The 23,069-nt window shown below is 64.0% G+C and carries 13 protein-coding genes, 1 tRNA gene and 1 pseudogene; 5 read left to right on the forward strand and 10 right to left on the reverse strand.

Annotation, left to right across the window (positions count from 1 at the left end):
* Positions 1–376: 376 nt before the first annotated feature.
* The 4 genes and pseudogenes from F9C41_RS15950 to F9C41_RS15965 form a co-directional block, all read right to left on the reverse strand.
* Positions 377–450 (reverse strand) — tRNA-Pro (locus F9C41_RS15950).
* A 418-nt stretch (positions 451–868) separates the two neighbouring features.
* Positions 869–1,900, reverse strand: a complete 1,032-nt coding sequence (locus F9C41_RS15955; RefSeq protein ID WP_230689659.1) for a tyrosine-type recombinase/integrase — start codon at positions 1,898–1,900, stop codon at positions 869–871.
* Positions 1,901–2,093: 193 nt separating this feature from the next.
* On the reverse strand, positions 2,094–2,414 hold the full coding sequence (locus F9C41_RS15960; RefSeq protein WP_155387594.1) for a helix-turn-helix domain-containing protein: 321 nt from the start codon (positions 2,412–2,414) through the stop codon (positions 2,094–2,096).
* Positions 2,415–2,669: 255 nt separating this feature from the next.
* A pseudogene (locus F9C41_RS15965) lies at positions 2,670–3,362 on the reverse strand (IS6 family transposase).
* Positions 3,363–3,695: 333 nt separating this feature from the next.
* On the opposite strand from F9C41_RS15965, the gene F9C41_RS15970 reads away from it, so the two are divergent.
* The 5 genes from F9C41_RS15970 (at position 3,696) to F9C41_RS15990 (ending at position 12,907) form a co-directional block, all read left to right on the forward strand.
* Entirely contained in the window at positions 3,696–4,784 is a 1,089-nt protein-coding gene (locus F9C41_RS15970; RefSeq protein ID WP_155387595.1) for an IS110 family RNA-guided transposase, read from the forward strand.
* Between the two features lie 466 nt (positions 4,785–5,250).
* Positions 5,251–8,769 carry an NACHT and WD repeat domain-containing protein gene (locus F9C41_RS15975; RefSeq protein WP_155387596.1) on the forward strand — a complete coding sequence of 1,173 codons (3,519 nt, stop codon included), beginning with the start codon at positions 5,251–5,253 and terminating at the stop codon, positions 8,767–8,769.
* 473 nt (positions 8,770–9,242) lie between these two features.
* Positions 9,243–9,875: a hypothetical protein gene (locus F9C41_RS15980; protein ID WP_155387597.1), complete on the forward strand. Its 633-nt coding sequence runs from the start codon at positions 9,243–9,245 to the stop codon at positions 9,873–9,875.
* A gap of 23 nt (positions 9,876–9,898) precedes the next feature.
* Positions 9,899–10,993 (forward strand): helix-turn-helix domain-containing protein, encoded by a 1,095-nt coding sequence (locus F9C41_RS15985; protein ID WP_155387598.1) that lies wholly within the window; start codon positions 9,899–9,901, stop codon positions 10,991–10,993.
* A gap of 66 nt (positions 10,994–11,059) precedes the next feature.
* Positions 11,060–12,907: a hypothetical protein gene (locus F9C41_RS15990; RefSeq protein ID WP_155387599.1), complete on the forward strand. Its 1,848-nt coding sequence runs from the start codon at positions 11,060–11,062 to the stop codon at positions 12,905–12,907.
* Positions 12,908–12,976: 69 nt separating this feature from the next.
* Here the strand turns inward: F9C41_RS15990 and F9C41_RS15995 are convergent, their stop codons facing one another.
* The 6 genes from F9C41_RS15995 to F9C41_RS16020 form a co-directional block, all read right to left on the reverse strand.
* Positions 12,977–14,914, reverse strand: a complete 1,938-nt coding sequence (locus F9C41_RS15995) for a CHAT domain-containing protein (protein WP_196279798.1) — start codon at positions 14,912–14,914, stop codon at positions 12,977–12,979.
* 438 nt (positions 14,915–15,352) lie between these two features.
* Entirely contained in the window at positions 15,353–17,362 is a 2,010-nt protein-coding gene (locus F9C41_RS16000) for a hypothetical protein (protein ID WP_155387601.1), read from the reverse strand.
* A 136-nt stretch (positions 17,363–17,498) separates the two neighbouring features.
* Positions 17,499–18,440, reverse strand: a complete 942-nt coding sequence (locus tag F9C41_RS16005; RefSeq protein ID WP_155387602.1) for a protein NO VEIN domain-containing protein — start codon at positions 18,438–18,440, stop codon at positions 17,499–17,501.
* Between the two features lie 6 nt (positions 18,441–18,446).
* On the reverse strand, positions 18,447–20,336 hold the full coding sequence (locus F9C41_RS16010; protein WP_155387603.1) for a DEAD/DEAH box helicase: 1,890 nt from the start codon (positions 20,334–20,336) through the stop codon (positions 18,447–18,449).
* On the reverse strand, positions 20,333–21,793 hold the full coding sequence (locus F9C41_RS16015; protein ID WP_155387604.1) for a hypothetical protein: 1,461 nt from the start codon (positions 21,791–21,793) through the stop codon (positions 20,333–20,335). The genes F9C41_RS16010 and F9C41_RS16015 overlap by 4 nt, the downstream gene beginning before the upstream one ends.
* Entirely contained in the window at positions 21,790–23,034 is a 1,245-nt protein-coding gene (locus F9C41_RS16020) for a hypothetical protein (protein ID WP_155387605.1), read from the reverse strand. Before F9C41_RS16020 ends, F9C41_RS16015 begins: the two co-directional genes overlap by 4 nt.
* Positions 23,035–23,069 lie beyond the last annotated feature (35 nt).

Genomic DNA, 23,069 nt, shown 5'->3' on the forward strand with positions numbered 1-23,069 from the left:
CATCTCGAGCGATCCGAGCACCGTCGGCCAACATCATGGCCAGGTCAGGCAGATACGGCATACACCCTCCAGCGATACCAGCACACCTGGCCCCTTGGAACCGATCAGCGGTCAGCCCGCCGTAGCCTCCGCCTGCCCGGCCGAACCATGGTGCGCCGATTTCCGCATTTCCGGACATGCATGCGTTCGCCCTCGCCATTGCGACCCGATCCCTCAAACGGTGGGTGCCCTGTCCGGCGCCTGCATCACCTGGGCTACTTGACCCACGGTCAGGATGCGCTTCCTGCCGAGCGCACTTAACCAACTGGTCCCCGGGCAAGCAAAGAAGGCCGATCCCATGATCGGGAACAGCCTTCTGACCTGCATATTTACCCTGTCGGGCTGGCCGGATTCGAACCGACGACCCCCTGACCCCCAGTCAGGTGCGCTACCAAGCTGCGCTACAGCCCGTTGCCGTGTTGATCTCTCACCGCGGCAGCCCGTACAGCGTAGCGCACTCAACGCAGAGGTGCGCGCAGGGCCCCCATGTCCGATTTCAGCCGCTTCTAGGGGGTGATTTAGGGCGCTATGCCCAGCCCATCCTAGGAACCTGGCTCACCGACCGCCGGCCCTGGGCCGACAGCGCACGCCATCGCATCGGAGCGCACTGTCGGAGTACACGGTCGGATTGCTTCAATTTTCATGATCGGCGCTGTTCGGCGCTGTTCAGCGCCGTTCGGCGTCTGTTCAGGGAGCGGCCGTGCTCCCATTTCTGCTCCCCGCATCCCCGCGTGCCCCCGCGTCGGTCGGACACGGCCACTCTGGTCGGTAACGAAGTGTGGCCGGAGCCCAAGCGGGTTCCGGCCACACTTCGGGCAGCGGTGTTCTGTCAAGCGGCTCTACGCGGGCAGCGCGGTTGCCGTTCGGCTGCCGCATGGATGGCCAGGGCGAAGGCGGGTCCGTCGTTGGACTCCCAGCGGCGCTGCAGCCCGTCGATGATCGCTTGTTCCATCGCGGGGGTGACGTGGCTGTAGATCCCACGGACACCTTCGAGCCGGTGGCCCAGACGGGCGCATTGGGCGACCTCGGGGATGTTGTCTTCGATCATCCACGTCTTGTGGGTGTGGCGCATGTCGTGCACGCGGATCTTGCGGATCGTGCGGTGCCCGGCCGGGGCGGTCGCCCTGGCCACCCCGGCGCGCCAGGTGCGACCGAAGGTGCTGCGCCGTTGCAGCGCTCCCCTGCTGCCCACGAACACATGCTCGTGTTCGTGGGCGGACATGACCAGCGCGAGCAGGTCGATGAGGAACTTGGGAAGGACGATGTAGCGGCCGCGGGAGGCGCGTGTCTTGGGCTTGCCCTTGCTGAGGTGCCCGTTGATCTCCTTGAGCGCGCCGTCCTCGTCCGCGACGAAGATCCACCCCTCTCTGAGGTTGACGTTGTCGCGGTGCAGCCCCGCCAGCTCGCCCCACCGCATCCCGGTGTACGCGGCGGTGATGACCAGGACCTGGTTGGCCCAATACGGCAACTCGCCCGCCAGCAGCAGCACCTGGGTCGCACTGGCGTGGGGACGCTCGGTACGGGCGGCGTGCCACTTGACGTCCTTGCACGGGTTACGGCCCAGCCTTCCTTCGGCGACCGCCTCATTGAGGATCAGCGACAAGACCTTCATCACATCCTCGACCGAGGTCGGGGCGAGCTTCTCGTGCAGGTGCGCGACGAACGACTTGATCCGCCGCCGATTGATATCACCCAACTCGGTGGTGCCGAGTTCGGGCTGAATGTGGCGGCGCAGGTGACCGAGATAGCTGTCCCACGTCGTTTCGGCAACACGGTGCTCGGCCGCCCACACCTTCACCCACTCGTCGAACGTCACCCGCGCTTCCCGCGGGTCGCGATAGCGGCGGCGGGCGACCTCCACATCGATCTCCTTGGCCCGCAACTCCGCGGCGCCCGGTGTCTGGTGGACGGAGTCGGTGACGACCTTGCCGTCTATCCTGACCCGGACCCGGTATCCGCCCGTGCGTTCTTCTACCCATGCCATCGTCGTCTCCCCAGGGTGCAAAGGTGCGCTTGACCAGCGCTGGCAATGGACGCTCCGATCCGCCCGGTGATCAAGTGGACCCACTTCGTCGGCGCGGCGGATTACGACGCCGCGCTCCGATGGGTTGGACTGGGCGGTGCCCGTGCGTGGCGATCGCCGCCAGGTCCGCAGGTGAGAAGCGCAGCAACCGGCCCATGAACGTGCACGGGATCAGCCGCTTGGCGGCCTTCTTGCGCAGCCACGACTCCGAGACCCGCAGCACCACCGCCGCTTCGGCCGGGGTGTACAGCAGTTGTCCTATCGGCTGCGGCCGACCTTCAGGCGCGTTGCCTGCGGCTGGCTCTGTCGCCCGGATAGGCTGGTCCGGGCCACCTGAGGTGCGTTGGTTCATGATCTTTCTCCTTTCTGATGGGGACAAAAGAGCCGCGGCGAGTCAAGCCAGCAATCTCGCTATGTCGTGCCGGCTGTCGAACTGGGCCCCACATCAGTGATCGGAATAGCCGCCGGCGCGAACACTCCCGACCACCGGCCCTGGGCAAAGAAAAAGCCCGGCTCACTGAGCCGGGCTGAGTTGAGCTGGGCAATGCTGAGGGTGCCGTTGCGTTGCGGGATCGGGGGACGTGCTGGACCCGTGTCGGACCTGCGGTCAGATCGTTGTAGCGAGTTCGGCGAACGCCGCGGCGACCCGCTGGCCGGGCGGGACGTCTATCGCGACCTCGTAGTGTCCGCGGCGGAGATTCTGCATGAACGCATGTCCGGCGATGATCACCTGCGCGGTCCTGTCGGTCTGTAGTCCGCGCATCGGTCTCAACCGGTGTTTGAGCTGGCTATGGTCGGCCTCGATCGGGTTGTTCGCTTAGCCTTCGACGTGGTGCCACGCCTGCGGAAGTAGCTCCTCGATCACTGCCGGGTAGACCGCTGCGGCATCGGTCACGACCTCGTTCGGTGTCACCTTCAACGTCGACAGCGCCCGGCGGAAGAACCTGCGGGCCGCGTCGGCGTCACGGCGGGTGGACACGAGCACGTCGATGACCTGACCGTGCTGGTCGACGGCCCGATACACGTAGCGCCAGACCCCGGCGACCTTGACATAGGTCTCGTCGACGAACCACCTGTCACCAGGCGAGTGCCGGCAGAACCGCGCAGCGTCGGCCAGCAGCGGGGTGAACCGCTGCACCCACCGGTAGACCGTGACGTGATCGACCTCAACACCACGCTCAAGCAGCAGTTCCTCGACGTCGCGGTAGGAAAGGTTGAACCGCAGGTACCAGCGCACGGCGACCACGATCACCTCCGGCGGGAATCGGAACCCGGCGAACGCCGTCTTCGCCGGCGACAACGGACGTGAGCGGGCCGACGACTTCACCGCTCGAGTGTGCCCCGACCACGCCGAGGCTCAACGCAACTGTGAGGCTCAGGTTGCGGCTCTGGGAGTGTGGAGCCGTACTCCCGGGACCGTGGTCTGACCCCCAACGCAACTGGCTCGGTCGATGCCTTCGGTCTGATCTGTCGACCCGGTCCAGGGAGTGCTATCTGTCGCCAGGCCAGTGGGGCGTGTCCCGATAGGGGCCTTGCCGCAACAAGGGCACCGTCACAGTTCTGACCCCCTGCCGGCCTGGCGACGGCCATCCGTCACCCGAGCCGACCAGGAGACGAGTAACCGATGCCCGGCATGCAGCACACACGCGAAGCCGGCCACACGCACGCCGGCGACGAGGAGATCATCGTCGGTGTCGACACCCACAAAGACACCCACGTCGCAGCGGTCATAACCGTCCAGGGCGTCGCGCTGGCCAACGCGGAGTTCCCGACCACCGCCACCGGCTACCGGAGCCTGCTGGCGTGGGCACGCGACTTCGGCGTGCTGCATCGCGCGGGAGTTGAGGGCACCGGATCCTACGGCGCGGCGCTGACCCGATACCTGCGCCGCCACGACGTCACCGTCGTGGAGGTCAACCGCCCGGACCGGGCCGCCCGACGCCGCCAGGGCAAGACCGACGCCGTCGACGCCACAGCCGCCGCCTACGCGGTCCTGTCGACACGGGCCACCACCACACCCAAGACAGGCGACGGACCGGTGGAGATGCTGCGCATGTTCAAACTCGCCAGAACATCCGCGGTCAAAGCCCGCACCCAGGCAGTCAACCAGCTCAATGCTGTCATCGTGGGCGCCGACCCGGCCCTACGCGACACCCTGGGCGGCCTGACCACCCCAGCGCTGATCCGTCACTGCGCCAGCCTGCCCGACACCGCACCGCACGACGTGGCCACCGCCACCACCTACACCCTGCGCCGCCTGGCCAGACGCATCCAAGAGCTCACCGCCGAAGAGCGCGAACTGCAACAGCAGATCACCGCAGTCATCGACGCATACGCCCCACACCTGCTGCAACGCCACGGCATCGGCCCCGACAGCGCCGCAGCCCTGCTCATCACCGCCGGCGACAACCCCGACCGGATGACCAGCGAAGGATCCTTCGCCGCCCTATGCGGCGTCAACCCGATCGAGGCATCATCCGGCAAGACCCGCCGACGCCGCCTCAACCGCGGCGGCGACCGCCGCGCCAACGCCGCCCTCTACCGCATCGCCCTGACCCGAACACGCAGCGACCAACGCACCCGCGACTACCTCAACCGACGCGCCACCCAAGGCATGACACGCCGCGAAGCCATCAGATGCCTCAAGCGCTACATCGCCCGCGAGATCTACCAGATGATCCAACAGATCAACCCATCCACCGCATGTTTCCGAACGGCTTGACAGACATAGGGGCATCAGGCCCAAGTATAAGCCCGGCTCACTGAGCCGGGCTGAGCTGGGCAAGGCCGAACGCTCTGGTTAGACGATGAGCGGCAGGCGGATTGAACCGATGACCTCTTCCGTGTGAACGAATCGGTCACCCAGGCCCTGACCTTCGCGTTTGTTTGATCTTCCGCGACTCGCCAGTGCAGTTCGACCAGATCCCGGTGCGCGCCCCCGCGCTTGCTCCAGCTTGTCGACGACGTACGCCGCGACGGTCGCGCCGTCGACCAAGCCAAGCGCCTACACACCCGGTGCGGGACCGAGGGCAGGTTTGGGGTCTGGTCGGCGGAGAGCGACGGGCGGCGCAGGGGTGCTCCAATGGTCTCTGTCCACGTCGTCGATTGACTTGTTTCGGGGTGTTGTGGCGGTCAGGCAGCAGGGGAGGTCCCCCTTCGACTACTGGGCTTTTGTGTTCGGGACCGGTATGGGGCTGTTCACGAACCTGGCCACAGCCACGGCGGATGACTGGCCAGGCTGGTTGCAGCCGGTGGTGTCGTACGCATGGTTAATGGGCGTGATGGTCATGGTCGTGGTCATCTCGTGGTGGCTATGGGCGCGGCGGGGTCCTTTCCGGGCTGCCCCGCGTTGGGTCGATGGTGACCGCAACCCATACCCGGGCCTGACTGCGTACCAGGCCCAGCAGGCCGCGGTGTTCGCCGGACGCGTTGACGAGACGCGGGATCTGGTTGAACGGGTCGCGATCGGATCGTCGTCGCGGTTGCGTTTCGTACCGGTGGTGGGCCCATCAGGGGCGGGTAAGTCGTCCCTGGTACTGGCTGGCCTGCTGTCTCGCCTCGATGCGCGCTGGAGGGTCCTGCCCGACATCACTCCCGGCAACGACGGCCTCGGCCGGCTGGCAGACGTGCTGGGAGTCGCTCTCGGCCCGGCCGCGGACCGGGCCGCCGCCCATCCCGACGTCAGGGCCGGCGACCCAGTGCTAGGGCCGGTGCTGTCGCGGCTGGCCGAGTTGCGGCAGCGAGCGGACCGGCTGCTGATTGTCGTCGACCAGTTCGAAGAACTCGCGACGCTGCATACCGCCGATGAGCGGGGACGGTTCATGGGGTTGCTGGCGTGGCTCGTTCGGCGCGACTCGCGCCTGCACGTAGTCGCTACGGTTCGGTCGGAGTACATCGGGGTGTTCCAGCAGGGTCCGGGATCGGAGCTGTTCACGGCTCCGTTCATGGTCAACGTCATGACCAAGGACCAGCTACGCCAGGTCATCCAGCAGCCGGCGGCCGAGACCGACACGACCTTCGACGACGGGCTGGCCGAAGACATCCTGGCTGAGGCCGGAGGCGGCGATGTGCTGCCCCTGCTGTCGTACTTCCTGTCTGATCTCTACGACCGCCGCGGCGATGACCACCACATCAGCCGCGCCGACTACCAGGCCGCGGGCACCGTCTTCGGGATCATCGACCGTCGCGCGCGGCTGGCGGTCGATGACACGGGCTTATCCGAGAAGCGCTGCCTGGACGTGCTGCTGGCGTTCGTATCGCTGGCCGGCAGCGAACCTACCCGACAGGCCGTCTTCGCAAACGACCTAGGCCCAGACGAGCGGGCCGTGGTGGAGGCGTTCGTCGAGCAGCGTCTCATCACCAGCGACGTGCGCGACGGCGCCACGGTGTACGCCATCGGCCACGAGGCGTTATTGCGCCGGTGGGACAGGATGCGGGAGCACATCGCCGCCCACGCCGAGCAGCTGCGCCGCACGACCGAACTGGCCGCCCTGGCCGCGGCCTGGCAAGCCGTCGGGCGCAGCCCGGACTATCTGGTGGACGGACGGCGCCTGCGCGACCTGCACTCCGCGACCAGACAGCTGTTCCTGCCCGCTCGCGACCGGCAGTACCTGACGGCTTCCTACCACCGCGACCGGCAATCGCGGAAGTTTCGCGCCGACAACGCCGCCCGCACCACGCTGGCAATGCTGAGCACCGACCCGGTCAAAGCATTTGCCTTGGCATACGGCATCTACACCGAACTGGCGCCCACGCCCCTGGCCCGGTACGCGCTGCAGGCCGCCATGCCAGCCGAAGAAGTCCTGGCATGGCGGGCATTCGACCATGTCGGGGCGCTGGCATACGCCGCCGACGGTCGCCTGTCCACCGGCACCCAGGACGGGACCGTCCTTGTTTGGGACGAGCAGGGGCAACTGTTACACATCCTCACCGGCCACGACGGGCCAATCCAGACTGTGGCGTTCGCCGCCGACGGCCGCCTGGCCTCCGGCTCGGACGACAAGACCGTCCGGGTCTGGGACGAGCAGGGGCAGCTGCTGCACACTCTCACCGGCCACGACGGCATATTCGTGGCGGTGGCGTTCGCCGCCGACGGCCGCCTAGCCACGGGCGCCGGTGACAGCGTGCGGATCTGGGATGAGCGTGGCCAATTGCTCCACACGTTGCCCGACATCGACGGTTCGGTCGAGGCGGTGGCGTTCGCCCCCGACGGCCGCCTGGCGACGGGCTGCCGCGACGGAACGGTCCAGGTCTGGCACGAGCGTGGGCCGCTGCTACAAACCGTCACCGACCACCACCGTCATGGCCCCGTAGTGTTGGCGTTCGCGGCCGATGGCCGCCTGGCCACCGGCGGTGTCGAAGACAGAGTCTTCCGGGTTTGGGACGAGCACGGGCAGCTGCTGCACACCCTCACCGACCACGACGGCTCCGTCGCGGCGGTAGCGTTCGCCGCCGACGGCCGCCTGGCAACCGCCTACCACGACGGAACGGTCCGGGTCTGGGACGAGCACGGGCAGCTGCTGCACACCCTCACCGACCACGACGGCCCCGTCGGTGCGGTGGCATTCGGCTCCGACGGCCGCCTGGCAACCGGCTCCGACGACAGGACAATCCGTGTCCGAGGGCTGGCAGGTGAAATTCTTGTTGTACTGCGTGGCTTTTCAACGCTCGGCCGAGCCGGCACAGTGTGTGACGTTCCCGCTGCCGCCAAGCCCGCCCATCCATCAAGAGTGCTTACCTATGACCTTCTAAGCGACGCCATATCCGTGGCGTTCGCTGCCGACGGCCGCCTGGCCGTTGCCTCAAAGGACAAGACCGTCCGGGTCTGGGACGATCATGGGCAGCTGCTGCACACCCTCACGGGTCACTATGGCCCCGTCCGGGCGACGGCATTCGCCGCCGACGGCCGCTTGGTCACCGGCTCCAGCGACAAGACCGTTCGGGTCTGGGACGAGCAAGGGCAGCTGCTGCACACCCTCACCGGCCACGACGGGCCCGTCAATGCAGTGGCGTTCGCCACCGACGGCCGCCTGGCCACCGGCTCCGACAACAGCATGTTGGTTTGGGACGAGCATATGCAGCTGCTGTCCCGCACCCTCACCGACCGCACTGGCCCCGTCTCGGCCGTGGCGTTCGCCGCCGACGGCCGCCTGGCCACCGGCTACCAAGACGGAAGGATCTGCGTCTGGGACGAGCATGCGCAGCTGCTGCAAACCCACGCCAGCCACGGCGGCCCCGTCCGGGCACTGGCGTTCGCCGCCGACGGCCGCCTAGCCGCCGGGTCCACTGGCCGGACCGTCCGGGTCTGGGACGAGCAAGCGCAGCTGCTGCACACCCTCACCGGCCACGACGGCCCCGTCAATGCAGTGGCGTTCGCCACCGACGGCCGCCTGGCCACCGGTTCCCACGACAAGACCGTCCGGCTCTGGGACGAACAAGGGCAGCTGCTGCACAACCTCACCGACCACTACGGCCTCGTCGAGGCGGTGGCATTCGCCGCCGACGGCCGCCTGGCCACCGGTGATGGCCATGGGAGGGTGCGTGTGCGGTTCGAGGCGGTGGACGATGCGGCCCTCGTCTACCACGCACGCGCTCTCCGCCCCCCTGCACTGACCCCGCGTCAACGCATCGAACTGGGCCTTTCAGCGGACCCTGGTTCCAGAGGCGGCGAGCCATCCACCACGGAAGTGTGGTCCGTCGTCGAGTAGCCAGGCCGAGCCGGAGCAGTACTGACGGCCAGGCCCGAAGAGGTCGCGGCGACCGATTGGCAGGTCCGCAGACCTCGCCGAGTGCGCCAAGGTCGCCGACCCAAGTCCATACAGATGCCCTTCACCGACGCGGCGGCTTTCTGCGCCAGGTGACCGGCGCGAAGTCGTCGATCCGGGCGCCGAGCGGCGATCGGCCCTTGTACCCGTCAACGGCCCCATGAGGGCGGGGCCGTGGTTGTCATGGCTGGGCGGCCCCGAAGTCCGCGGCACATAGCGGGTGGCGCGCTTCCGCGAAAGCACGCCACCCGCTCACTCGTGTCACCGGCGGCCTGGCGGTCCGTGTACACCATGACGCCGCACGCACTGCACGGGAGCGTCCGCGGCACGACGAGACGACACCACATGCCGCGTTTCTTGTTTTTCTACCTCAAGTGAGGGAGGATTTCGCGAAGACTTGATCGCATGGAGGACTCGTGAGTCGACCCCACCTGGTACACGAAAGCGGGGATCGTGATCCCCGCTTAGAGAAGCTCGGCATCTCCGCGAAGATCATCGCGATGGCGGTCGAGGCCGGCGAGGCCGAGGCCCGCCAGTGCACCGACAACGATCCCGTGATGGCCCGCGGCTTCGTCCGGTACTTCCGCACCGTACGGGTGCTGCGCGAGGGCACCGCCCCGCTCGGCTGGAGCAAGGACAATCCCCGCAACCTCGCGCGGACGCTCAGCCCTGACCGTAAGTTCGCGATCGTGACCGCGCTCGGAGACGAACGCACCGGGGATTCGAGTGCGCAGCCCTCGACCAAGTACCACAAAGGGCCGATGATGCTTCAGGCGGTCGGCGACAACATCCAGCTTGAGCTGTTCACGCTGCCCGAACAGGATCTCCAGGACGAGCACGCTACGGCGACGTGGATCCTGCTGTATCACATCAGCTCCGGCGAGATCCGCTATGAGTTGTCGCTGCCGGTGGCGACCACAGGCGGTCGTCTATCCGGTTGGCAGGAGCGCATCCTGTTCCCGTCGATGCCGCGCGAGCCTCAAGCGCACCTGAACCTGCCGCCAGATGAGTTCCCGCCGGACATCGACATCCTCGTCGCACGCCGCTGACCTGAACCTGATTTGATCATCTAATGGACACGCTGACCACAAGTCGCCTGATCTTGGCCCGCAAGCGGCGAGGACTGTCGCTCGTCAAGCTCGCTCAGGTGACTGGCATCAGCGCGCGCAGCCTGTCAGCGTACGAGAACGGCCATCAGCAGCCCAGCCTCGACAACCTCCGCGCGCTCAGCAGGGCACTCGCCTTTCCTGTCTCCTTCTTCTTCGCCGCAGAGCTGGACGAGATCCCCATCGAGGCGATCAGCTTCCGCGCGCTGAGCAAGACACCGGCGTTCCGGCGAGACGCCGCGCGGAGCGCCGGCCGGATCGCACTGCTGCTCAACGACTGGATCGACGAACGCTTCGTCCTCCCCGCTCCCGACGTGCCGCATCTGCCGAAGACTGACCCGGAGACCGCCGCCGAGATGGTCCGCGCTCGCTGGGGCCTGGGGCAAGCACCCATCGCGAACATGGTCCATCTTTTGGAGGCGCACGGCGTCCGGGTGTATTCCCTCGCGGCCGAATGCACTGACGTAGATGCATTCTCCACGTACCGCGGCAAGGATCCGCTGGTTCTGCTCGACGTCAGCAAGTCCGGCGAGCGCATTCGGTTCGACAGTGCGCACGAGCTAGGTCATCTAGTGTTGCACAGCGAACACCGGGAGCCGCACGGCCCGGATGCCGAGCAGGAGGCCAACCGGTTCGCGGCAGCCTTCTTGATGCCCCGCGCCGACATTCTCTCCCACGGCCTGCAGGGTGCCATGACCGACCGGATCATAGCTTGGAAGGCACGGTGGCGAGTCTCGGCGATGGCTCTGGCGCACCGCCTGCACGAGGTCGACATGCTGACCGAATGGGGCTACCGAAGCGTCTGCGTCAACCTGTCACGGATGGGCTACCGCAGCACCGAGCCTGACGGCATCCCTCCGGAGACTTCACAGGTACTTGCCAAGGTCTTTCAGGCGGTCCGTGCCGACGGGCTGTCACCTGCCGGGATCGCCAAGGAGCTGCAGCTCCACCTTCCCGAGCTGAACAGGCACGTGTTTGGCCTCATCCCGACGGCGATCGAAGGCGGGGCCACTCGTGATGCCGGCCGAGGGCGGGCGAGGCTCACCGTGGTGAAGAGCTGAGGCCATGCCGTCAGTCCCTCGGTACCGCTGTAACAGGATGTCAGCCCGCGACGGAGAATGTCGAGCGTGGAATACGATCTGTCCGATCTCGGTGAGCGCCAGTTCGAGCAGCTGACACAGGCTGTCGCGAGCTCGATGTTTGGCTCCTCCTTCCATGCCTTCGGCCCAGGGCCAGACGGTGGTCGCGACGGAACCTTCGAAGGGCAGTTCGTGCTCGATGATGCGCGCTGGGATGGGTATGGTGTGCTTCAGGCCAAGTTCAGAAACGGCCCTTCGCCCGATCCTTCCGTGGGTGCGTCGTGGTTGAAACAGCAGATCCGGGGCGAACTCGAGCAATGGGCCGATGTCGAGCTGGCCAGGGTGCGCAGTGGCCGAAGGCCGGACTACCTCATCTTCGCGACGAACGTTCGCCTCTCGGCGGTACCCGGGACTGGCGGCAGGGACGTGATTGCCAAGTTGGTCAGCTCCTACGCATCCCGTATCGGCATTAAGGACTGGCGGGTCTGGGATCACTACCACTTGTGCACCTTGCTGACCAGGTACCAGGATATTCGCGCCCACTTCGGGCTAGACACCCAGGGAGACGTGCTGACCCAGATGCGACGAAGCCTTCAGGGCCGATCTGAGGTCGGCGCGGGAGACCCGCGTTTCACCATGGCGTTCAGAACCGCCTTCCGTCAGGCTGGTGGGCGTGCGGTGATCGGAGATCCTGTCACGAGCATCTATCACGAAGGCCCAGGTGCCGTTCAGGTCTTTGAGACAGACGAAGGCACGACTACCGTCCTAGCTGGGATCCTGAACGAACCAGTGGCTGTGATATGCGACGAGTGGTGGAATGCTCTGCGGTCGCTTAGCCCAGCTCCGCAAGCGTTGGGCGGCCTAGCAGGTGCAGGCTTTCCCGTAGCCAGCACCGGAGTGATCGGACAACGCACCGTAGGCGTCAGGTTGCGCGGTGGATCTTGGGGTGCTGGTTTGGTCGACAGAGATCCGCACGGATCTTATCGTTGGCGTCCAGAGGTCACATACACGATGACAGCGTCTCGAGACCGAACGACATGGTCGAGTTCTCATGATCGCGAGTGGCTGCGGTTGAGGGTTGCGCATCGCCCTGCTTTATTCGTGCCCGATCTCATAATCGACGCCGTTGGACGCCGACGTCTCGTTGAAGCGTTGACACGCAGTACTTTGCCTCGTGTGGTTGCCTCCCTTCTGCAAGATCGAAACACGATGACCCGAACGCTCTTCGCCAAAGGCACAGACGCGCCTGCCTGGAAGTTGACCTCCGATGAGTACCGTCGGAACGACACCCGTTTCGCCACATACGGCATCCGTTTCACGGATGGTTCAGATGAGATCGCCGCAGCCGACCTTCGGGTGCAACTCAGCGACGGGATCTCGGATGCGCTGCTACTTGCTGATCTTCGCATCGATGCAAAATTGATGAGGCCACTCCCAGTACTGCATGCATCAGAAGCATTCGAGGCCTCAATGCTGGACCGCGTCTACGGAAATGGCTCCATCGCTCCGCGCCTGAAGACCGACGAACTGTTCAGGATCTGGAATAGCGCGTGGGAGCTAGCGGACGACATCGCCCTTCACGCCTTCGCCGAGCAAGCACAGACACTGCCCGCACAAGGCCAGCCCAAGCTCGAACTCCACCTGGGCATGCTATATCCGTATGGGACATCATCAGCTGACCGAACCCGGCTGGGCGATGTCCTGGATTTCCAGGATCTCGGGATGCTCCAGCATCCGCTGCTTGACGATGTTGCGGTCGGGGTAACCGCTCCCGTACGGCTAAAGGCAGAGGAGCGCTTCGTCACACTCACCGGCGCGGTGAGGCACTTTGCGCTGGCATATGGCTACCTGGACGCAGATTCTTGGCAGCCCGATTCTCAGATTAACGCTTACTAGAAACAGTTCGACTCGAGCCACTGGTAGACCTAGTCCCGAGCTATTCGCGCGGACCGCAGAACTCGGTGTTCATGACACGCTCTCCCTCACCTTTTCAGACAGCGGCTGGAGATAAATCCGGTCGGGGCATCCAGCAAAGATATAGAACAAAGACTCGGGCACATAGCCTGGGCGCCTAAACCAGTTCCGAACCCGGTCTCCAATCCCCCGGTCCTCCGCTATCTCCGCCAATACATCTTCCGTATCCGCATAGATTCGGCCGGCGCGTAGTCGTCCGACCGACCTTGTGCCCATAAACTCCGCCACGACCGATTGCTGATTGTCATTGCGGTCACGTCCCCAGGCGTGAAGCGAAGGACTTCCGCTGAGAACGTCAAAGACCGCATTTGACGTCTGTGTATGCTGCCAAACCTCCAACAGCGTAAGATGATTTACACGGCTGGCTAGCACCTCGGCGATATACACAAAGAACCGCGACATGAGTATCGCGTTGCGATAGACATCAACAGGGACTTGGGTGCCGAGCACCGCGACGGCCCCTTCGCGTAAGAGTAGGTCAGTTATCGATACTGTTCCAGCGCCTCTTGGCGCGACGGAGCACGCGCTCAGGATTACCACCGGAGGCAGCGTGCCGACACCGTCACCCAGCCAAACCTGGTCTCCTACCTGAATTCCCGCAACGTTGTTCTCCCTTAAAAGGACCCCATGCGCACTTATGACAAGAATATGCGGCTCGTATGAGGCGATCGCATCGCGCATGGCACGCACCGACGAGGTCTCGACGATCTTCATTGCGATGCGCGGTTGCTCCGAATTGACGCGCTCAGCGGCGACGGCCCAACCACTTCGTGATTCTGGGCCGATTCGGTCATCGATGGAGATGCACTCACAAACGAGTACCCGCAGGCCTTGCGTGAGTTCGATAGGCGGTATGTAGGCGAGCTGTTTTTGGACGGTCCTGGTGAGCGGCAGAAGCGGGCGGTACGCAATCGGTACACGAGTCAACAATGGTGACGTGTCTCCCGGCAAGCGAAGTAAGCCGACGGGAAAGTTTGAAAAGACGGTTAGGGACGACGCACGGCCGATGGTTGTGACGACCGCTTCGCTCAGAATGGGCGCGCCGATCGCATTCAGCTTGTCGAGCATCTTCCAGACCGCCGGACCGTTCTGGGTTCGCTGCTCGAAATGTCGTTCGAGTTTAGCCAGGACGACGAATGCCTCCGGTGAAATCGCCGGAAGTACTATGCCGACACCACTCTGGGCGAGCGATTGGTGAGTCGTCACAAAATTTATGGCGGCGTGTTCGACGATGGCATCGGATTCGCCGGTGTAGTCAGGCACCCAACTGTCCGCGGGTTCGCGATTTTTCGGTACCATTCGGTCCCGTGCCGTGGCACCGTAGGCGTTTCTGATGTAGGCGGGAGCAACCCCAGGCACGGCGATGGTAACGGGAAACTTCATCTTGTGGCGTTCATCCAGCACCGTCGGTATCAGTAGCCCTTCGGCTTCCGCTTGTTCGCGATCTTCGCGTTCCAGACGGGCAGTTGCGGCCAGGTACGCTTGAGTTATAAGAGCCTGCCCAATGGTCTCGGCAAGCTTGGCATCGGCATTCTGCTGAGGATCGCCGTCAACGCCGAGCTGGCGTGCTATCCAGCGCCTTGGCAGGTCGACGGCGGCGAATTCGAGATGCTTGGTGAGGGTAGGTTCCTTTCCAAGATAAGGCAGCTCGGGTGAGAAGTGGCGGGGTATGGCCCGCCAGTGCTCTTTCAAACTTTCATCTGATAAGGATGAGATAGCTGCCGCTGGGAGTGCGAACCCAATTTCGCGAGAGCGTTCGGATACTTCCTCTAATAAATCATCCGCACACAGGGTTAGTGTAGGCACGAAGGGAATAGAACGCGCCTTTATGTCATCCGACATAAAACTTGTCAGAGGAATCAGAAGGATGCCGTGACCAAAATAAAGGAGCTGCGATGCCTTCATAGCAAGAGGCGGATTGTCAATCAAGTCGTGAAGTGTGCGGGGGAGATGAAGACAATACCAAAGCCCCGACAAGACCGGTGCTAGATCCCCGTCAAACCCATGAGGAACCGTAGACCCTGATTGAGCGCCCTCCCGCTCATGCTGGAATACAACTGGCTCATATGGGCCAACACCTGCACTTGGGCGGAACACGACAGCATAGAGAGGCGGCCACGGCGGCACGGAAACCTTGCCTGTCACGTCATCCACCACTTTTCCCGCCCCAGCCCGGCGGGCCAGAAGTTCGCACACATAGGTTAGCCCTATGAGAAATGATGGGGCTAACCGCGGGACCATCGTTTCTCGTTACCAGATGTTTTCGAGACTCCGACCGGATCTAGGTGGCCAGGTCTGATGATGACCTACAGCGATACGGCCAAGCAGCACCGCGCGGCGATGATCGCTCTCGCCGTCCGCCGAAATTCACGGCTTGCGAGCAACCTCTTTGTTTTGCGCAGTGGGTGACATGATGAAGGGGTGCTCAGCGAGCTTTTGCTGAACCTCGGCTCGCCATCCAGTCTTGAGGTCGCCAACCTGCAGGAACATATCAGCAACCACGGTTAGGAAGCGCCGTTCGTCAGTGAGCGGGATATCCGGAGCGGGGTGAGGCCGGTGCTGCTCAACTGCGGACGGGCCGGCCGGCACCAGGTCGAGCAGGAGATCCAGAGTACAGGCTCGAACTCCGCGCTTGGCATGGTCTGTCTCGTTCTCGCTGTGCACCATCTCGCACCCCACTGCGCGCAGGTCGGCGCTTTGCAGGGCGCCCAACACGGCGACCCAGGCGCGCGGGCTGCGGTTGGCGTAGCTGAAAATAAGGTGCCCGTCCGGGCGAAGCGTTCGACGTGCCTCTTTGAAGATGCGACCAAGCAATGCCTCGTAGGCCCCATCATCGACGAGTTGACCAGTCGCACTGTTGACCACGGCTTCACCGGTGAGGGCCTCGTTAGTGAGCTTTTCGTTCGCCAGGCGTGCCCACGCACGCAAGGGGGCAGACAGTTCTGCGTACTGCACGTCGTCGTGATAAGGCGGGTCGGTCAGGACCAGGTGCACCGAGTTTGAAGGCAGGACCATTTGCTCACTACTGCCTTCGACAACGCGGACATCCCACTCGTTCATGGGAGTCACCGGGGTGGCGCTGGTGAGCGGGCCTTGGACGTGCAGCTCACGGCGGGTTTTTCCCTGCAGCCATGTTGCAGACTTGACGAGTTGGTTAAGGCGTCGCAGCACGGTTCCGCGCCCGCGGCCCTCTCCGCCCCAGACGTTGGGCTCGACAGCAAGGGTCGTGAGGTTGAATCGATGGCCCGCCATTGATTCGAAGCCCTTGAGGTAGAACCGGTCCCATCGTGACAGGTGTCCGGCCATCTCGGCGCTTCCGACTACGGCCAGTTCTGCCGCGCGTACGACAGCCGGATCCTCCGAACACTTGCTCGCAATGTCGAGAATGCGCTCGAGCATGTGGCGCTGCCTAGCAGGGTAGAGGTCCTGCCAGCTTTGGAAACCGTGCCGTGTGAGGACGCTGGTTTCTTGGCCGGGCGTTATTGGCCCCAGGTCGTGGACCGGCTGCCATCCACGTGATTCGGCTTGTTCGCGTTCGGCGTCGGTTGGGGTGTCGACCTCGCGGGCCGTTCGGCTGGAACGGTCGACAAGAACGATTTCCCATTCCCATGTACTGGCGCGGTCAGCGAGGCGGTCTGTCTTGCCGCATTCGCAGGTGATCGTCCGCATCGGCGTGTAGGCGGCAGTCGGCTCGACGAGAACGCGGCAGTCTGGGCAGCGTCGACGCTTGTCGGATTTGGCAGAGAATAGGTGCCCGCGCCGGCATGCCATCCATGCTTGGGGGTTTCCGCTCTCTTTCCGAAGATGTAGTGACACGAGCGCGTGGGGGAACATGCGCGCTCGTGTACCGCAGCCAGTGCATTTGCCGGTCGCCACCCGGAGGGTGTGTGATACGACGCCTCTGGTGCCGTCAGCGAGGGTTGTGCCGTAGGCGGCTTCAACTTCGGTGTGGATCCATTGCTCGATCGTCGATGCCGCATCGCGGAGTTTCTCCGGAGCAGGAAGTCCGAGCATCGCGGTGAGTCCCGCAGCAGGCCAGGGGTTGAGGTCCTGCGCGTATATCTGGTGGCCACGCACGACGGCTGCAAGCGGGATGACGCCGCCGCCGGCGAACATGTCAGCGACGACGAGCCGGCCGGGCATCATCTTATTGAACTCGTCGATGATCGCGCCGTTGACGGCACTGGTTCGCCGTGCCCACCAACGGTAGGTGCTGACTGGTGGCAGGTGAATCTCGCGGTTGCGACTCTCGGCTCGGGCTTCCGCGCTGACCTTGACGTAGTCGAGCCCTCCGAGTGGGCTGCAAAGAGGTTCATGTTGCGGAGACGACTGAGCCGACTGTGGTAGGTCGGTCGTCGGGGCCGTCATCGCACTCATGGTTATCCTATGGTCACTCACTGAAACGTTGGAGCGTTCGCGTCACGTACGTGCGGGGTTGTGTGTCGTACACCCGAACGACTGATCATGCTACGTCCCTGTTCACCCGATCGGGAGTCGTCCTAACGGACTACTGTCAGGGCGGTTCGTGTCTGAGCGGAAGACCCGGCCGCAGGCACTGAGCACTGATCGTAATCCGACATGATGCCCAGCGACCTCGCGGCTGCCCGCCTCCCACAGGGGGGTCTGTCGGCAGTGCCGCAGCGAAGTCTTCGTGGGTGAGCCATCCGGCGACCTGCATGACCGGTTCGCTGCTCGTGGGACCGTATTCCCGTCGGGTGACCACCAGCGACCAGCGCGGATCACGTTCAGCGACGGTGGCCTCGTTGCGACTGATGAAAAACTCGACCCAGCCCGGTGGCGCCGAGGTCGCTTTGACCTCGAGTCGGTGGCGCTGGCCTGTGGCATCGGGGCTAGCGATGTCGTAGCCCAGCGTGTCGTCAAGGAGGCTGACCTGGGCTACATCGGCAAGCATGTGCTGCTTGCCGGCACCGCGCAGGTGGATCCGGCATGCCTCGAGTACCGCCCGCTCGCCTTCGTCCCCGAACTCCTGGAGCACCTCAAGGTCGACCTTCCGAGCTGCGGCCAGCAGCATTGCGTCGCGTTCGTTCCCGTCCTGGAAAGTCGATGTGAGCGCTGTGGCGATGTCGGACGGCACCAGTTCCCAGCGGACCTCATCGGTCGTCGCCAGTTGTGCCAGCCAGGCCTCGCGCTGATCGGTCAGGATCTTGAAAAACAGCGCCTCAACGAACGTGTCGACCGGCAACTTGGCCATGTCCAGCAGACCGCGGGAAGGGACGACCATGTGTCGCTCGATGGCGAGCAACCCGATGCGGATGAGCAGGCGTTCACCCTCAGCCAGGCTGCGATGGTCGTGTAGCGCACCCGTTGCAAGTTTTCGGTAACTGCGGTCGAGGGCGTTGCGGGGTTCACCGTCCGGGCTGAGTAGCTGGGCAACGTGAAACGCTGCCTGAAGGTGACGATGACTCGGATGCAGAGGAGGCGGCTCGGGCAGCACCGTTGCTCACTGTTCCTGGCCGTTGATGTGGGCAAGCAGCGCGGCCATGTCAACGTCTGTCTCGATCGGTGGACCGTAGTCTTCGTCATCGGGCAGGGACATCCGTGCGAGCTCCTTGTCATCCAAGGCGCGGCCCAGGTTGGTGGCCTTGTCCCGGATGCGGCTATCGACGACCTGATCGATGGTGTCATTGGTGATCATGAATAGAAGGGTCGTGCGTTGGTCGGGATTCATGCCGAGCCGATGGATGCGGTCGATGCTCTGTAGGTAATGGCCGGCGTTGAAAGTTCGGTCGAAGTAGACCGCGTCATGGCAGTCGTGGTGAAGGCTTACGCCCTCGCTCATCGCCGCGGGATTAGCCAGCAGGACCTTGCACTTGTCGTCTCTTCGAAATCGCTGCAGCTCCGACTCCCGGGTGACCGTCGCGTTCGGCGCGCTCGTTACAGATGGAACCCCACCGTGGATCATGGCGGGCTCGTAGTCGGCCAGCCACCGCCTAAGGCCTTCTAGGTTCGAGACGAAATTCGACCAGACCAACGTCTTGCGGGGACCGGCAGGGTCAGCGACATTCTGCGCGATGATCTCCCGCAGGCGGATGAACTTGGGGGGCGTCTCGTAACGCCCGTAGCCGACGATCATTTCCCACAACCGGCTCCCGGGTTCGACCGGCAACGGCGGATGGGCGAACTCACCGGGCAGGTCTCGAGATCCCACTGCCAGCAGTTGGGGGTTGCTTGCCGCCTCAAGAAGGTACATGACGATTGTGCCCATGCGTGCCAGCTCGACACGGTCGTTCATCGACACGCGCAGCATTCCCGCGTAACGATCACGAAGACCCGAGTAGATCTCGCGCTGCAAACCGCTCAATGGCACCACGACACGTCGCAGGGTAGGCGGAGGCAGTTCCAGCTCCTTCTTCGTCGTTCGCACGAAGAGCGGCTGGATGGATCGGTTGATAGCCTGCAACGCGTCCGGCGGAGGGCTTGCCGACAATGCCTCCGACGGCAAGATCCGCCGAGCCTGGCCGGGCCAAAGAAACTCGTACAAAGCGACAAAATCCGATGCCGACTGAGGGGCGGGTGTCCCGGTCAGGATGTCCCGCCGGGACGCAGAGAATGCGAGATCCAGACATGCGCTGCCGTGCTGGCCGACACGGCCCGCCTTCATCCGGTGTGCCTCATCAAGCAGCACTAAGGTCCGCCGCTTCCGGACCCAGTTGGTGAGGTCTTTCTGGTTCATCGCCAGTCGGTGGTAGTTGACCAGCAGGATCTCTGCAGCCTTACTGCCCGGCGTCCCGAAAACCTTGACGATCGGTTCCATGCCCGGCTTGAAGCATTCCTCGACCTCAGTCTGCCACGCGTCAAAAGCCGACAGCGGCGCAACGACGAGGAGCTGGTCAATCTTTTCGGCGTGATGCTCCGCCTCATAAACCGCATATGCGACGGACGTCTTACCGGCGCCCGGCACGGAGAAGTTCGCACCGTGCGCCAAACCGAGCAGCTTGGCCGCGTCACGAAGCTGGAACGGCTTCAGCGGTCTGGCAAACCGACTGCCCTCAAGTCGACGACGAACGTCCTCGGCGGTTATCGGCGCAGTGGACCGGTGTCGTGCATGTTCGAGCTGTCTGCGTTCTAGCTTGATCGTCGTGATGATCGCCTCGGCAGCCGGCTCCCAAGCAATACCGACGTTGTAACGATTACAGGCTGGCCCCAGCCAACCGATGTTTTCCCGGAATCGTTCGAGCGGCACCCGGACAGCCCGTGCCGGGTCACCGTCATAACCCCACTCGACTCTTAGCTGACCCCAGAACACATCCGGGACTGCTCCCACCTTCTGGGCAAGGACCACGTTCGCCGCCGGGTCGAAGTCAAGCGAAATGGCCGGGCTGGCGGTCACAGTCGATTCTCCGCGGCGGCGAACCCGCGATCAGCCAGGTAGCGCAGCAGCTCATCATGCGAGCGCAGATAGGCGTCAAGCGCCCGTTCGAGCGCATCCGGATCCGGCTGATCGCCGTCGCCCTCAAGCTCGTCGTATGCCCGCCGCACCCGATCGCACGCTGCTCCTGCAGCGTTCAACTGACGCCTGGGGATGTCGAGGGCATCCTGGCCCTGATCATCGTTTGCCTTACTGTCTGCTGCCGTCTGCATTGCATGTTTGACCGCATCGAAAAAAGTGTTTGCTGGCAACGTCGTGGTGCCTTCATCGGTCGGTACCTCAACTTCGGCTTCCACGTCGGCGACGCCGTCCGTCTTGCTGTGGCGGACCAGTACGTCGAACAGTGGTTGAAGAGTGACCTCATTGTGTTGATCATCAGTCGGGCTATCGTCGAGATCGTCGAGGAGGGATAGCCCTCCGAGGTCTGCACGAGGGGTCTGCTGTTGCCCGATAGCCAGAGCCTTCGCAGCGGCCCGCAAGCTCGGCTGCTCCTCAAACGCCTGAAGCACGTAACTATCGAGGTACACCTGATCAATGTGCCGCACACGCCGATAGTCCAGCCCGGCGAGAAGGCCGACGAGCTTGGCCTGCTTGACGCGGCGCGCGACATCCGGACCCTTACGTGCGGCCAGCCTCTGGTAAGACTCGTCAATCTCGATCAGATTCTGCCGGTCATCGTCAAAGTCCGGCCATTGCCGTGCTCCACTACTCGCGGCGATCAGCTCCTCGAGGATCTGCCTAAGGCGATCCTCAGCCTCCACTTCGGACGCAGCTGCCTTCCGATCCTTAGCCGAACTCGCGTCGTAGTGGGGTTTCATCTGCACACCGATGTCCTCCGGCTTCTGTCCGGAGTCCAATAGATCCTTGATGAACAGCAGCTGATTCGTAAACGAGTACGGCTGTTGGTAGTTCCGCCGCATCTGGAAGACGAACTCGAGATTCATGATTTCGGTACTGTCGGCGTTCTCCGGCAGCACCTGAACCTTGATATATCCAAAGGCGCGCTCGTGCGGCAGCTCTTCATGCAAGTCCCGCAGCACGACCGCCCTGGTGTTCGCATTGACCAGCACGCCCTCGTGCGTGATGAGTCCTGGCTCGCGCTGCTTTTCCAAGCGGATCATAGCTTTTACTTCGTTGTATCCACTGGTCTGCCGGATGAGATCGGCCAGCAGCCGCTGAGCCTCCTCGCTGTGCGGATTCGTCTCGACGACGGCACCGCGCGCCCCGAGGCTCTCGACCTGGGCGCGTACGCGGTGGGTCCGGTGGTTGAGCAGGACATCACCCACCGGAACGGTGACGACGGGCAGCATGATGTTCGTGCCGCGCCACTCGAACAGTCTCTGCTCATCCCGGTCGGTGACGGCCGCCTTGGCCTGCGCAACAATCTCGCGCCGGGCTTGCTGGGTAAGCGAACTCATGACCGGGCCTCCAGCAGATCGTCAACCGTCGCGGGCTGTGTGCCGACATTCTGCCCGGCCGGTACGACACCGATCTTCTGATCGACCATCCGGCTAAGCGCATCCGCAAGATCAGCGATCGTCCGCTCCGTGTAGATTCGCCCATGAAATGGTCGAGCAAGTTCAGATGTGGTGTTCCGCTCCGCCCAGCCCGGTCCCACCAACACGACACTGCAGTCGATGCCTAGGCGCGCCGTGAGCGTTCCGAGCCTGGCTCCACTTTTTCTTGCCGTCCCTCCATCGCGCGCAACCGAGACTGCGACCGCATGCGTCAGCATCGGCGTGTGCACCAGCACGGCGAGTTGCCCGCCTTCGTTACGTCCATCTTCCGCAGCATGTGCCGGATTGGCCCCCACTCGTGTCAGTAGCGCTCGTGACGCTCCGTCCATCGCAAGTCGGTCAAACGGCACCGACCGTTGATCGAGCAGCTCGCACAGGGAAGTCGTCACGGCAGCCTGCAGCTTCTTGCCCGTGCTGCTCCTGTGCGCGACCCATGCGCTGCCAACCGCACGCTGGGCGAGCAGTAGGCCATACGGGACGCCTTGAACCCTCATCTGCTCGACCAATGCCCATCCGCGCTCACGCGCAGGCTCATCGTCGATGTCGGGAAGCAGGTGTTCCACCGGGCGGGCTGGCTGGGCAGCCGGAATGCTCGCCGTCACTCGGCCTGTGATCACCGCGTCGATGACCTCAAAGACCGCCTTGATCTGGTCATTCTTCCAGTTCCCACGTAGGTCGGTGGGGACCGACGCATCGCGAACCCTGGCCCGCAGATCACGGTAGGACAGGCCCGCAGCCGAACAGAGCGCGGTCACGACATTGCGGTCGTCCTTCTGTGCGGCGGTGACTGCGGCTAGCGTCATGCTGACCAGGGTCCGTGTCTCCGTTCGGGCGGCAAGAGCGTCGAGGGCTGCCTTGTAGTCTGCAGGCCGCATCACCTCATCCAGCGCGAGGAGCTCCTGGCTGGGATCCAGCTCTGACACCACCTGAGTCCGACAGACCTGCCGAATCACCCGAATGGCCAGTCCTTGGATCTCGGGTGCCGACGCCTGCTCCTCGATCGTCAACAACGACGCCAGCAGTTTCGGCAGAACGATCGGCCGGGAAACCGCGCGCTCCTCGCTGAGCCACGCGAGCGCGTCTTTGATCGACGTTCTGTGGGTGACATGCATGACGTACGCCTCGGCGTCTTGCAGCTCCAAGCCTAAATCCTTTCGAACGCACGAGATGAGCACCA

The organism is Catellatospora paridis (assembly GCF_009720365.1).
In the GTDB taxonomy this organism is placed as follows: Bacteria; Actinomycetota; Actinomycetes; order Mycobacteriales; family Micromonosporaceae; genus Catellatospora; species Catellatospora paridis.